Origin of the sequence: Robiginitalea myxolifaciens, assembly GCF_900115205.1 — a bacterium.
Classification (GTDB): Bacteria; Bacteroidota; Bacteroidia; order Flavobacteriales; family Flavobacteriaceae; genus Robiginitalea; species Robiginitalea myxolifaciens.
This window is the reverse complement of sequence record NZ_FOYQ01000001.1, coordinates 523,978-536,677: the sequence shown is the minus strand read 5'-3', so window position 1 is coordinate 536,677 and position 12,700 is coordinate 523,978. Positions and strand designations below refer to the sequence as shown.

13 protein-coding genes and 1 tRNA gene are annotated in these 12,700 nt (G+C 49.2%); 13 read left to right on the top strand and 1 reads right to left on the bottom strand.

The genetic code is table 11. The features are described 5' to 3' along the window. The first annotated feature begins 22 nt into the window (after nucleotides 1-22). The 13 genes from ftsZ (at nucleotide 23) to BM318_RS02290 (ending at nucleotide 11,844) form a co-directional block, all read left to right on the top strand. The gene (gene ftsZ, locus BM318_RS02350; protein WP_092980360.1) at nucleotides 23-1,975 is read left to right on the top strand and encodes a cell division protein FtsZ; all 1,953 of its coding nucleotides are present in this window, start codon (nucleotides 23-25) and stop codon (nucleotides 1,973-1,975) included. Nucleotides 1,976-2,148: 173 nt separating this feature from the next. After that, entirely contained in the window at nucleotides 2,149-2,601 is a 453-nt protein-coding gene (locus BM318_RS02345) for a GatB/YqeY domain-containing protein (protein ID WP_092980358.1), read from the top strand. A gap of 67 nt (nucleotides 2,602-2,668) precedes the next feature. Next, nucleotides 2,669-2,742: transfer RNA gene (locus tag BM318_RS02340), tRNA-Arg, on the top strand. A 295-nt stretch (nucleotides 2,743-3,037) separates the two neighbouring features. Further along, complete coding sequence (locus tag BM318_RS02335) at nucleotides 3,038-5,293, top strand: S9 family peptidase (RefSeq protein ID WP_317040330.1); 2,256 nt, start codon at nucleotides 3,038-3,040, stop codon at nucleotides 5,291-5,293. A 68-nt stretch (nucleotides 5,294-5,361) separates the two neighbouring features. Next, on the top strand, nucleotides 5,362-5,952 hold the full coding sequence (locus BM318_RS02330; protein WP_092980356.1) for an O-methyltransferase: 591 nt from the start codon (nucleotides 5,362-5,364) through the stop codon (nucleotides 5,950-5,952). After that, nucleotides 5,945-6,652, top strand: a complete 708-nt coding sequence (locus tag BM318_RS02325; protein WP_092980354.1) for a DUF6090 family protein — start codon at nucleotides 5,945-5,947, stop codon at nucleotides 6,650-6,652. Before BM318_RS02330 ends, BM318_RS02325 begins: the two co-directional genes overlap by 8 nt. 60 nt (nucleotides 6,653-6,712) lie before the next feature. Continuing rightward, nucleotides 6,713-8,182: a serine hydrolase domain-containing protein gene (locus tag BM318_RS02320; protein WP_092980352.1), complete on the top strand. Its 1,470-nt coding sequence runs from the start codon at nucleotides 6,713-6,715 to the stop codon at nucleotides 8,180-8,182. Then, nucleotides 8,182-8,709, top strand: coding sequence for a DinB family protein (locus tag BM318_RS02315; RefSeq protein ID WP_092980349.1), 528 nt, complete (start codon nucleotides 8,182-8,184; stop codon nucleotides 8,707-8,709). The genes BM318_RS02320 and BM318_RS02315 overlap by 1 nt, the downstream gene beginning before the upstream one ends. 3 nt (nucleotides 8,710-8,712) lie before the next feature. Beyond that, nucleotides 8,713-9,099 (top strand): helix-turn-helix domain-containing protein, encoded by a 387-nt coding sequence (locus tag BM318_RS02310; RefSeq protein ID WP_092980347.1) that lies wholly within the window; start codon nucleotides 8,713-8,715, stop codon nucleotides 9,097-9,099. A gap of 48 nt (nucleotides 9,100-9,147) precedes the next feature. Further along, nucleotides 9,148-9,543, top strand: coding sequence for a VOC family protein (locus BM318_RS02305; RefSeq protein WP_092980345.1), 396 nt, complete (start codon nucleotides 9,148-9,150; stop codon nucleotides 9,541-9,543). Nucleotides 9,544-9,631: 88 nt separating this feature from the next. Further along, the gene (locus BM318_RS02300; protein ID WP_092980343.1) at nucleotides 9,632-9,856 is read left to right on the top strand and encodes a hypothetical protein; all 225 of its coding nucleotides are present in this window, start codon (nucleotides 9,632-9,634) and stop codon (nucleotides 9,854-9,856) included. A 91-nt stretch (nucleotides 9,857-9,947) separates the two neighbouring features. Continuing rightward, nucleotides 9,948-11,264, top strand: a complete 1,317-nt coding sequence (locus BM318_RS02295; protein WP_092980341.1) for a serine hydrolase domain-containing protein — start codon at nucleotides 9,948-9,950, stop codon at nucleotides 11,262-11,264. After that, nucleotides 11,254-11,844 carry a hypothetical protein gene (locus BM318_RS02290; protein WP_143099900.1) on the top strand — a complete coding sequence of 197 codons (591 nt, stop codon included), beginning with the start codon at nucleotides 11,254-11,256 and terminating at the stop codon, nucleotides 11,842-11,844. The genes BM318_RS02295 and BM318_RS02290 overlap by 11 nt, the downstream gene beginning before the upstream one ends. On the opposite strand, the gene BM318_RS14475 is transcribed toward BM318_RS02290, so the two are convergent. Beyond that, a complete protein-coding gene (locus tag BM318_RS14475; RefSeq protein ID WP_245759718.1) occupies nucleotides 11,845-12,309 on the bottom strand; it encodes a helix-turn-helix domain-containing protein in 465 nt (154 codons plus the stop codon). Nucleotides 12,310-12,700: the final 391 nt, after the last annotated feature.

The following is a 12,700-nucleotide window of genomic DNA, read 5'->3' as shown; positions in this document are numbered from 1 at the left end:
ATAAACTTAAAAGCGCATTATTATGGAAATGGAGAACATCACCTTCGACCTTCCGAAGAATCAAAGCAACGTGATAAAGGTTGTCGGAGTAGGCGGAGGCGGAAGCAACGCAATCAACCACATGTTCCAGGCGGGGATCATCGGTGTGGATTTTGTAATCTGCAACACAGATGCCCAGGCCCTGCAAAACAGTGCGGTACCCAACAAAATTCAACTGGGCGTAGGGCTCACTGAAGGTTTGGGGGCTGGTGCCAACCCCGAGGTAGGGGAGCAGGCTGCCCTGGAGAGCATGGAGGATATCAAGCAGATGCTTTCCTCCAATACCAAGATGGTATTTATTACTGCCGGCATGGGTGGGGGAACGGGAACCGGAGCCGCTCCGGTTATTGCCAAGCAGGCCCGGGAACTCGACATCCTCACCGTGGGTATCGTAACCATTCCTTTTCAGTTCGAAGGCAAGATGCGCTGTCTTCAGGCACAGAAGGGGATTGAAAAGCTGCGGGCCAATGTCGATTCCCTTATTGTAATCAACAACAACAAACTGCGGGAAGTCTATGGAAACCTCGGGTTTAAGGCTGGTTTCTCCAAGGCCGATGAAGTCCTTTCCACGGCAGCTCGCGGAATTGCAGAAGTAATTACCCACCACTACACCCAGAATATTGACCTGCGGGATGCCAAGACCGTACTTTCCAATAGTGGCACGGCTATTATGGGCTCCGCCAGCGCTACCGGATCTACCCGGGCGCAGGAAGCGATCGTCAAGGCCCTGGATTCTCCACTGCTGAACGATAATAAAATCACCGGAGCACAGAACGTCCTCCTGTTAATCGTTTCCGGATCCCAGGAGATCACCATCGATGAGATCGGGGAGATCAACGACCACATCCAGGCACAGGCCGGTCATGGCGCGAATATTATCATGGGAGTCGGGGAAGACGAAGACCTCGGGGAAGCCATCCACGTAACGGTTATTGCCACGGGTTTTAATTTGGACCAGCAGGATGAGATTGTCAATACCGAAAGCAAGAAGATCATCCATACCCTGGAAGACGAACAAAAGGCCCAGCACGATCTGAGCGAGGTTATATCCCGGCCCATCGCCACGAGCACCCCTGACCGGGTAGTGCACTCCCTCGAGATGGACGATATGGAAGTGGATGTTGCTCCTGAAGTAACGCCTCTGGAACCCCTGGGGGAAACCGACGAGCTGATCCCGACGACCCATTATATCCGCAACTTCAACGTCTTCTATGAAGAGGTGGTGGCTGAGCCGGCCGCTGAGGAGGAATTCGTGATTATTGATTCCCGGGAACTCATCCACAATATCGAGGTCATTGACCCCATTGTTGTGAAGTCAGAACAAGAAGAGGAAGATCAAATGAGCCTGCTCTTTGATATGCCCCTGAACGCCGATAAAAACGAACCTGAGGAGGAATCCAGCAACGTGGTCACCTTTGACCTGGATGCCGACGACCTCCGGGATCTGCCTGTCGAAGAACATATTGAGGTCACTCCGGTACTCGAGTACCGTAAGGACGGGGAAACCCGTTACGACCTGGAAGAATATATGGAACTGGAGCAACGCCTGACCGGGGCCAAATCCAAAGCCGAAGAATTCGAGCCCAAACTCATGGAGGATGAGCTCATTTTCGAGAAAAAGGTAATCGCAAAAAAAGAAGAAGCTGCGGATGTGGCCACCGGTGGGGATCCAACAGACCGTCCCATTTCTGAAATCCTGGCGGAGCGCGCCGATGAGCGTCGTGCAAAACTCAAGGATTTCAACTACAAGTTCCAGCACAACCGCAATAGTATAGACGATATAGAGAAGGAGCCCGCGTACAAGCGCCAGGGTGTGGACCTGAATGAGCGCAATGACAATGCCGCACAGGTTAGCCGCACTTCCCTCAGCGAGGACAGCAACGAGGAAATGCGCCTGCGCTCCAACAATTCCTTCCTGCACGATAATGTTGATTAATGCAGTAGATTAGTTATTTGAGAGTTAGCCTCTGCAAAGCCCCCGGCCCGTTCCAGCCGGGGGTTTTTGTTTGGTAACCTCGCTGTCCCGGACCTCACTGTCGCGCTTTCAAGGCCTCTTGATTATGCTTATCTTTGCAACCTCAATAAAAAGAACCTCTCAAGACACATCCTATGACACTGGAAGAACGTGTAATGACAGAAATGAAGGCCGCCATGAAGGCCAAGGATACGGTAGCCCTGGAATCCCTGCGTGCCGTAAAATCGGCTATCCTACTGGCCAAAACCGACAAGGGTGGTGGGCAGACCTTAAGCGAGGCAGATGAAATAAGTCTGGTTCAAAAACTCGTAAAGCAGCGCAAGGACAGCGCAGCGATTTTTACTGAGCAGGGCCGGGAAGACCTGGCCGCGCCGGAACGCGCCCAGATCGAAGTGCTGGAACGCTTTCTGCCCGAGCCGCTTAGCGAAGAAGAAATCGAGAAGGTTGTGGTTATGACCATCGATAATCTCGGGGCGTCCGGGATGCAGGATATGGGGAAGGTCATGGGTGCTGTTACCAAGGAACTGGCAGGGGCCGCCGACGGGAAGACCATCTCGGCAATCGTCCGCGCCAAGCTGAGTTCCTAAGCCTCAAAAATCATTTTAAATATTTCGGGCGTAACCGCAGTTTTTGTGTAAATTGCGCCCGCTTTTAGGCCGCGTAGTTCAACTGGATAGAATATCAGATTTCGGCTCTGAGGGTTGGGGGTTCGAATCCTCCCGCGGTCACATCAAGCACGAAGCCCTGCAATGAAAATTGCAGGGCTTTTTGTTCGGAAGTTCAGGCGAAGTTTACTTCGGCCTGAGCATACGGGCAAAAAGGGCTGCAAAGTGCATAGCGCTTTGCAAGGCTTCGTATTTGCAGTCGCGAGCGCAATGAGGATCACGAGCGCAAGCGAGTAATCCTCACTTTACTTCTGCCCAGCTCACGAGCCCCAGCGAGTAATCCTCAAGTGCCCTTCTAAATACTTTAATACTAGTGTTCGTATTTTTACCTTGTTGTCTCCCTTAGGTAAAGTGCAAAATGCACCCTCCAATGACAAGAGCACTAATTCAGCAGTATACCATTAATTTACCTGACACTTATAGAAGCAAACTCATGAAACAAATAGCTTTTTGGCAAACATGGATGGTGGCAGGCTTACTGATGATGTTGTCCGCAACAGTCACAGCACAGGAAGCTGAGCTCACTCTCGACGACCTGTTCGCAACGCCAAAACTAACAGGAACAACCCCCTCCAGACCTGTGTGGGCCCCGAACAGTGAACATTTCGCCTTTTCCTGGAGTGAACCGGGAAATCCTGGGCGTGGCCTCTGGGTATCCACAAGCGATGGGAAGGAGGTACGCCTCAGTTCCAATACCACATCCCCGTCAGTACGCGATATTGTCTGGGCTGACCCGAACACTATCGTAAGCCTTCGAGGTAACAACCTATGGCAGACATCACTCAGCCAAAAAGTCGACCAACAGCTTATGCGCGTCGAGGCAGGTGCACGATACTTGTCGATAGCACCAGGCGGTAACCAAGCTGCGTATGTGAATAACGGCGACCTGTGGCTTGCCGACTTCCATTCCAAACAGAATCGCCGGCTCACTGAGATCGGCATAGCCAGTCTCTCCAGCTTGCCCAAGGGGCGCTACAGCCGACCGGAACGTGAAATCGGCCCGGGAATTTGGAGTGGGCCAACGTACAAGTGGTCTCCTGACGGCAAGAAAATCGCATTTCACCTTGTCGACCGACGCGAGATGCGAAAGGTCCCGTTCCCAAATTACCTTGCTGAGGAAACCGATCCCAATGAAGTACGCCGAGGTTACCCCGGCGATCCCAACGAAATTCGCAGGGTTGGCGTGCTCGATGTAGAAAGCGGAAATATTATTTACCTCGATTTGCCAGACCCGCACGCTAACCAGGTCATCGACTTCAACTGGTCGCCGGGTGGTGATCTGCTGGTCGATATCGCGTCCGACACAGCTGTTGAACGAAAGTTGTTCGTACTGGCAGCCGGAGAAAGCCAATTACAGGAGATTTGGCGCGGTGTTCGGGAGAGCCGTATGTACACATCATTTGGATCTGCCTGGCATCCGGATGGGCAGCAAGTCATTTTCTTAAGCGATATGGGTGATCGCTACGGCCTTTACGCGATCGATGTCGCAACTCCTGAGGATGGCCCGCAGCTCCTGACGGATCCATCCTACGATGTACTGTCCGCCCCGATTATTGCTGGTGATGTGCTGTTTTATGCTGGTAATGGCGTTAATCCTTACGAACAACACCTGTATCGCCTGGATTTGTCGGGCGGCGATCCCGAGCAGGTGACAAATCTTGCTGGCCAGAACGTGGGCTACCCCTCACCGGATGGCCGCCATTTGGCATTCAGGCATAGCAACGACATAGCACCGCCTGAGCTTTACGCGGTAAGCAGCGAAGGCGGTGGCGCTACCCAAATTACCCAGTCGCCATTGCCTGCCTTCACGGAGCGAACCTGGACGGCTGCGGAATACGTTACTTTCCCTAGTTTGGTAGATGATTATACGCTGCATGCCCGAATTCTGAAACCCGCTAACATGCAGGCCGGCAAAAAGTATCCGGTGTTGTTTGGACCCGTGTATTCGAATACAGCTAGGAACCGCTGGGCCGGCAATTACAGCCTCGTACAACAGCTGTTGGTCAAGAAGGGATATATTATCGTGCAGGTAGATTCACGCGGTAGCAACGGTTATGGCCGGGCATTTCGTGAGGAGTTCCTGCTGGGCTTCGCCGACCAGGACATTGAGGATTATGCCAGCGCCGTTGCCTACATGGAGTCACTGGCCTATGTGGATCCTGATCGCATCGGCATCTGGGGCAGCAGTTACGGGGGTACTCTTTCCGTTTATTCGCTGTTGATGAAGCCTGGCTTATTCCAGGTGGGTGTTGCTGCAGCTGCGGCTGTGGATCCGGTATTCTTTGGCACGGACGACGTTGCGATTGTACGTAGTCCACAGACGAATCCCGAGATCTTTGAAAGAAAAGCGCTCAACTATGCAGCGAATTTGGAGGATAAACTACTGTTCGTCCATGGGATCCAGGATCATGTTGTGCCATTCAAGACTACGGCTGTATTGGCCGAGGAACTTATTAAACAGGGCAAGGACTTTGACTTCGCTTTTGCACCGGGTGCGACCCATGGATGGAGCCGTGAGCCGAATTACGATCGCTACCTGTTTGGTAAGATCATGGAGTACTTTGACCGACACCTGGATGCACCCGTAGTGAGACTTAAGAGCGCCAGCGAGTAATCCTACTATTCTCGCGTCCGTATACGGATTACGATTATCTTTAAGCCTAGACTGCAGAAAGGCCACCCATGAAGGACACCCGAATTTCGGATATTCCCGAGATCTATCCCCGCATCCAAAGCAAGTGCGAAGAAATCGGATTCGATATGCCCTCGGACCTGTATATCGGCACCTTGCTCAAAACCCTGATCGCTTCCAAACCCGGAGGCGCTTTCCTTGAATTGGGTACAGGGATTGGGCTCTCCCTGGCCTGGATGATTGCCGGTATGGATGCTCAATCGGGCCTAATCTCCATCGATAATGACCAAAAGCTGATTGCCCTGGCCCTGGAGCACTTCGGACAGGACGAGCGTATTCAGCTTGTTTGTGAGGACGGAGCGGCCTGGCTAAAGAATTACAGGGGAAGCCAATTTGATTTGATTTTCGCCGATGCCTGGCCAGGTAAATACGGGGAAATCGAGGAGGCGCTGGCCTTGCTCAAGCCTGGAGGGTTTTATGTTATTGATGACATGACTGCCCAACCCAATTGGCCGGAGGGCCATCAGGAAAATGTCGATAGCCTGATATCCTATCTGGAAAATCGCAGGGATTTAACCCTGACTAAAATGAATTGGTCTACTGGCGCAATTATTGCTGTGAAAATCGCAACTAATGATTAAATTCTTTCGCAAAATCCGGCAAGAACTGCTCGCCGAAGGTAATATGGGAAAATACTTTAAGTACGCTATCGGGGAAATAATCCTGGTGGTCATCGGGATCCTGATAGCCCTCTCCATCAATAACTGGAACATCAGTTTTCAAAACGAGGAGAAAGAAATTCTTTATCTCACACGGCTTACTACCAACCTGGGAAGGGATGTCGATTTGTTCGAGGCCGTTATTCGGGAGGATAGTCTGCACTTGGCTTCCCTCCTGGACATCGAAAACAACCTCACCACCACACTCGACACGATTACCGACCCGCTAAACGGATTTCAATTTTTGAAGAAAACCTTCCTCTTTACCGCGAATCGAACCGTTATTGACAACCTCATTTCCTCCGGTCAAATTGAGCTCTTACGCAGTAATAACCTGGTAGAAAATATAATGCAGTATTACAGGAATACAGATCGGTTACGGATAGGGGTTGACGGGGCCATCCAGGAAAATAATCGAGAGGTAACCAGAAATTTAATCCTACCCTTTGAAAACGCAAAAATTACGGATAGTGATTATCTCAACAGGCTACGCAATTCCATAAAGTACAGAATGCGCCTAATCGAGGCCCAGATGAAACGGTACAAAAAAAACCAGGCTGACGCCGAAACGCTGATCGGTTTTATAAACCAGGAAATCGAGAATATCGAGACAATATATTAGCTGTGTGGCCATCCCCAAGCCATGCCCTTAAGTCGCTGTAGGCGACGCAAATAGAATTCTATGAATATAAAAACACGCCTCGCAGGCTTATTGCTCATCGCCTTCGGCTTCCTTGCTGAACTTCAGGCCCAATCCAATAACGAAGCTATCCCAGAGGCCCTCGAGGAGCGTATTGCTTTGGTCGAGAACAGCCTGAGTCCTTTAGTCGCTGAAGCGGGGGGACCGCTTTGGAATATCGAGGAGCGGATGAAAACCCATAATCTCCCCGGGCTTAGCCTGGCGGTAATCCACAACTTTAAAATAGACTGGGCCAAGGCCTACGGAAAAACCAACAATGAGTCCGGCCAGGAGGTAACTACGGAGACAGTTTTTCAGGCAGCTTCCATCAGCAAATTTGTCAATGGGGTTACCTGGTTAAAGTGGCGGGAGTCCTCCGGGATTGACCTGGATGTGGATATCAATACTTTGCTTTCCTCCTGGCAGCTCGAATATACCAAGGGCCTGCCGGTAACCGTAAGGCAACTCCTAAGTCATACAGCGGGATTGTCTACCCACGGATTTGGGGGGTATAAAAGTTCGGATAACCTGCCCACCCTTATCGAAATCCTGAACAGCGAAGGCCCTGCGAATTCGCAGCGGGTACGCACCATCATGGCGCCGGGGGAAGCATTCAAATATTCCGGGGGAGGGACTACGATAAGCCAGCTCATCCTAACGGAGAATTCTGAAACGCCTTACGAGGAGCTGGTTCAGCAGCTTGTCCTGGATCCCCTAAAAATGGACCATTCATTTTATTCTATTTCCCTGGAGCGCTATACTCCAGACATGGCTTACGGGCATAATCAAAAGGCGAGGCCCTTAAGGAGTAAGTATCATTATTATCCGGAATCTGCAGCGGCCGGATTGTGGACTACCCCTTCGGATCTGGCTAATTTGATTATTGACGTCCAAACGAGCCTTAAAGGCTTGGGAGCAAAGGTGTTGTCCGGAGAATCGAGCGCGGAATTGGTTCAGCCAACCCTGGAAGATGCTTTTTCTGCCTTGGGGGTATTTATTGAGGAGAATCCTGGAGAAGCGTATGCCCAGCATTCGGGATCGAACGAAGGATTTCGCGGCAAATTCTATTTTGGAACCCTAAGCGGTAATGGAGTTGTGGTCATGGTCAACGGACCCAACACTGAAATCATAGAGGAAATTATCCGTAGCGTTGCCGCTGTATATCAGTGGCCAGGTATGGAACCGCTCGCCGCCAACACTGATCTCAACCTTTCTTCAGAGGACCTCAAAAAGTATACAGGTACTTTTAGTTTTAAGGGGCGGGAGATCATCGTAAGCATGAAAAAGGGAAAATTAAAGGTTGCGGAAAAGGGAAAATGGAGCTCCTCCCTGACGCCCCTGGATCGCGCCAAATTTGTCTTCGACGGGGTTCGTCCACAAGCCACCATCGAATTCATTTCGAACGAAACTGAGGCTATTACAAGCTGTATACTCGAACAAGGGGAAGAATCGGAGTGGATAAAACTGGAATAATGACGACCATAGAAGTTTTATTAAAACAAACCAAACAAGCCTATTCCTGGGTGCATAAGCTCAAGGATACGGTTCCCGAGGAGAAATGGGATGCGATAGCCCCAGGAATGGATTCCAGCCTGAGCTGGCAACTAGGCCACCAGATCATTAGCATTTACTACCATACCATCATGACCACAGTGGGGCACTTACCGGAATTGCTGGAGACTATTGACCTCAGATCCTATACCAAATTAAGCGGCTATGATACCCGACCAGAGTCTGTTGCAGGGAAGTTTAGCCCGGATCAATTGCGGAAAGACTTAAAGCTCATGGAGGACAAATCCCTTGAGGTCATTGCCTCGCTAACCGAGGAGGACCTGGACAAGCCCGTTGAGCCTACCAAAATGCCACATCCGGTAGCCATAACCAAATTCGACGCCATTGACTGGAATATCAAACACACGATGTGGCATTGCGGGCAGATGGCTACCTGGAAACGCATGGTCGATAAGCCCCATGATTATGGAATTCGAAAACCAGAATAGCAGGTGGAAAATTACCTGACCGAACTCGCCAAGTACCAAAAAAAGATCAACGCCAACCCCGGGCAGTTGGAAACGGTAATTCGTGTGCGCAACTTAATCGAGCATAATTTTTCCGAAAACCTGGATTTGGAAGCACTCTCCAAGGACCGTTTTGTATCCAAGTATCACCTGCTGCGCTTATTCCGGAAGTATTACGGGCAAACCCCCAAGCAGTACCTGATTTCCACCCGCCTGAATAAATCCAAGGAATACCTCAGGGAGGGAATGGGGGTAACCGAAACCTGCTTTGCAGTGGGCTTTGAAAGCCCCAGTTCGTTCAGCAAGCTTTTCAAGAGCAGGAATGGGGTTTCGCCCCGGGAATTTCGCAAAAGAGCAATTTTCGACAAGTAAGTTTATCTGATTTATCGGAAATTAAGCCCTGTAAACAAACCGATAGTCATGAGAGTAACTGCGATAAGCATCCCGGTACGGGATCAGGCCAAGGCATTAGCATTTTATACCGAGATCCTCGGATTTATCAAGAAGTTGGATATCCCGGTCAATGAGACGGATCGTTGGTTAACCGTGGTGTCCCCGGAAGACCAGGATGGGGTGCAATTGGTTTTGGAACCCGCTCCTCTGCATTTTGAACCCTCCAGGGTATTTCAGGATGCCCTAACCGAAGCCGGATTTCCCTATACGCAGTTCGACGTAGACGACGTACAAGCCGAGTACGATCGTTTGCTTGCCCTGGGTGTTTCATTCAGCGTAAAACCAACCGAAATGGGTACGGTAAAAATTGCTGTTTTCGACGATACCTGCGGGAATTATATTCAATTGATCGAATACCTTTAGGCCGCCCTGTCTTTTCTTCTGGCTGCTTTGAATATCCATGGGCTTAGCGAGAATTCCGTATCTTAAGCCTTAAGTAAACCCTTTGGCTATGGATAACGTCTGGACACTGGTTATTGCGATTTCTATTTTCCTGCTTATTAACCTGTTATACTACGTAGGCATGCGTGGCTATGTCCAAAAGTCCTTTGGTCAGCGTTGGCTCAGTGTCTGGGGTAATAAGGTATATTTCTGGCAGAGTGCGATATTCGCGAGCACCGCCGGCACAGCCATTTTGATGTATGTGCTCATTACTTATGGGTTACTACCAACATAACTTCCTCCTGTAACGAATTCCCGGGTACGACTACTTATGGATAGCCTATGCAATCCCCGGTAGGCATGCAATTAATCCGCTACTCAAGTCTATGAAGTCGTTTGTTTCCCTTTTATTGGTTTGTACTTTACTAATTTCCTGCAAACAGAATGCTCCAGAAAACGCAGATGCCACTGCAAATGAGTCCGATACCTTAGCTGTCCAGCTCGACACTTATTTCAATGCCCTCACGGAACTGGATGAGTTCAATGGGGTTATCCTGGCTACCCGGGGAGATTCGCTGCTCCTCGCCAAGGCCTATAACCTGAATGAGGATCCGGGTAGTTCCACTTACGTAACTGCGGAATCCCAATTCGATATTCATTCCGTAACCAAGCTTATGGCCCGCTATCTTCTGGTGAAATTGGAATTGGAAGAAAAGGCAAGCCGAAAACAAACCCTCGATGAATTTCTCCCGGACTTCCCCATGGGCGATCAGATTACCCTGGAAATGCTGCTCGATCACGTTTCCGGGCTCCCACGCGACTTTGAAGGCTATGAAGGCGACGCCTTGGATATGACTCCTGAGGAAATTGTATTCTGGGCGCAGCAACAGGAATTTTTATTTACCCCGGGAACAGACTATCAGTATTCTAATGTCGGTTATGAAATGGTTTATTACGTGCTGGAAGCTATTTCTGGGAAGCCCTTTGCCCAGTATTTACAGAATGAAATATTTGAGCCACTGGGTATGGAAGATACCGGATCTCATTTTTATACCCAACAAGATAATCTTCGCCGGTTGGCAAAGAATCATCAGCTGGTTTCCGATTCCCTGGTACAGGTGCCTAATATTCTGCCGGAAGAGCTCAGAACATCCCGAATTTATTCCACAGCACATGACCTCAATTTATTCCTGGACCATGTGAAACAAGAGCCTTATGTTTCCTTGTTGCGGGATGAGTCGGGGATTATTGAAAAGAACGGGGGCTCTGATGGGATCCGCGCTCAGATCTACACCGATGTAGCGGCCGACTTTAATTTTGTGTTGCTCGCGAACTACGACGAAATGCCCTTTCAGAGAACCATTGTAGATATGGTTGCCCTGTTGAATGGAGATCCCTATCAGGTGCCCAAGGCAATCAACAGGACAGGGATTACCTTGCCAGATGAAATATTGGAACAATACGAAGGAACTTATTACTTTGCCGATATGGATATTCCCCTGGAGTTTAAGGCGGCCTCCGGCGGTCTTGAGGTATTCCAGGATGGGGAATCGATCGGTATCCTGCAAGCCGAATCTGACAGCGTATTTTTTGAGGATCCCAAGGCTGCTGAGAGCTTTGAGTTCCTGCAGGACGAGGACGGCGCATACTTTGTAATGATGGGATGGAAGGGGATTAAATTAAAAGGTGTACTTGAAAACTAAACGATTCAATATTTGGTCGCTTACGGTGATTTTGATAACGGGGTTTCTTTTCGCCTGTAGTTCCGGTACAGCAGACCACAAAACCCAAGTTGAAGAATATTTCGCTGCCCTGAATATCGGAAGTATTGATAGGGCCCGGGCAGTTATTTCAGACACCCTGACCATTTCCGAAGGGGATTTCAGCACCGATTTTTACGGGGAAGTTTATTACGAGCATTTTCGATGGGATTCGATTTTCCAACCCGGTTATGAAATCCTGGAGATGCAGGAGGAAGGCGACGAAATTGTCGCCATGGTCGCTTCCCGATCGGTGCGTTACGAATTCCTCCGGAATAATCCACTCAGTTGCGAGCGTCGGATCTATTTCAAGGATGGGAAGATTCGCAACATTGCCATCGGGGAATGCCCTTCGGCCGATTGGGAAACCTGGGAGGCACGCCGGGATAGCCTGGTGCGCTGGGTTGCAAGAAACCACCAGGAGCTCGACGGCTTTATCAATGATCTAAGCATGCAAGGCGCTCAGAATTATATGCAGGCCATGGAATTCTATGAAAATGCTGCAGCGGGCGTTACACAATAACTAGTGTATGCGTTGATCTGACCGGTTTAGTTTCCTGTAGTGCAGTGGGGTAGAAAGCTTTAGTTTTTTGAAAACTCTATTAAAGTTGGACATATTGTTGAATCCACATCGATATGCGATCTCAGATATGGGGAAATCTTCCAGAATAAGCATTTTTCCGGCTTCCTCTATTCGAACTTTATTTAAATAATTGACGAACGTGGTGTGAGTGGTTTTCTTTACAAATCTATTCAGCGATACTGCACTCATGTTCAATTGATCGGCCAGTTCTTTTAAGCTGATTTTTTTATGATAGTTTTCCTGTATGTAGAAATAGAACTCCCGGGTTTGATCGCTATTCCCAAATTCGTCGGAAGCGAGTTTTTCATGGGAGAGAATACGCTGCCCGCTCGTTTTGGAGAGATCGTGAAGAATTTTGAATAATTCTATTAGGCCTTCGAAACCATTCAGCTTAGATAAATTCATTAGCCGGGGTGCGATTTTTATCACTTCTTTCTTGTCAAATAAAATACCCCTTGTAGATCGGGCAAACATATCTCTTAAGGGTTGCATCATACTTCGCTTTAAAAGGCCTTTGCTTAAGAGATCGTTGTGAAATTGAATAGTTATTTCGTGTATGTTATGATCACAATAGTGCATTTCCCAGTTATGATGAACATTGGGTCCTAACAGTACCAATTCGTAATCATCAATTACTTCGGAACTCAGGCCAACTGTCCTGCGTATTCCTTTGCCATTTGCAATAAAGTTCAATTCAAGTTCAGGGTGAAAATGAATTGGGTAATCGAGATTGTCCCGGATTCGATTCAATACTAAAAAGCAATCCTGGGGAGATAGGGGAGTAAGTTCTCTTTCG

Bases quoted from the DNA above. Each gene is read 5' to 3' on its own strand.
- BM318_RS02300 (WP_092980343.1), top strand. From the start codon at position 9,632: ATGGATAACGTCTGGACACTGGTTATTGCGATTTCTATTTTCCTGCTT.
- BM318_RS02305 (WP_092980345.1), top strand. From the start codon at position 9,148: ATGAGAGTAACTGCGATAAGCATCCCGGTACGGGATCAGGCCAAGGCA.
- BM318_RS02320 (WP_092980352.1), top strand. From the start codon at position 6,713: ATGAATATAAAAACACGCCTCGCAGGCTTATTGCTCATCGCCTTCGGC.
- BM318_RS02295 (WP_092980341.1), top strand. From the start codon at position 9,948: ATGAAGTCGTTTGTTTCCCTTTTATTGGTTTGTACTTTACTAATTTCC.
- BM318_RS02335 (WP_317040330.1), top strand. From the start codon at position 3,038: ATGCACCCTCCAATGACAAGAGCACTAATTCAGCAGTATACCATTAAT.
- BM318_RS02315 (WP_092980349.1), top strand. From the start codon at position 8,182: ATGACGACCATAGAAGTTTTATTAAAACAAACCAAACAAGCCTATTCC.
- BM318_RS02325 (WP_092980354.1), top strand. From the start codon at position 5,945: ATGATTAAATTCTTTCGCAAAATCCGGCAAGAACTGCTCGCCGAAGGT.
- BM318_RS14475 (WP_245759718.1), bottom strand. From the start codon at position 12,309: ATGAATTTATCTAAGCTGAATGGTTTCGAAGGCCTAATAGAATTATTC.
- BM318_RS02345 (WP_092980358.1), top strand. From the start codon at position 2,149: ATGACACTGGAAGAACGTGTAATGACAGAAATGAAGGCCGCCATGAAG.
- ftsZ (WP_092980360.1), top strand. From the start codon at position 23: ATGGAAATGGAGAACATCACCTTCGACCTTCCGAAGAATCAAAGCAAC.
- BM318_RS02330 (WP_092980356.1), top strand. From the start codon at position 5,362: ATGAAGGACACCCGAATTTCGGATATTCCCGAGATCTATCCCCGCATC.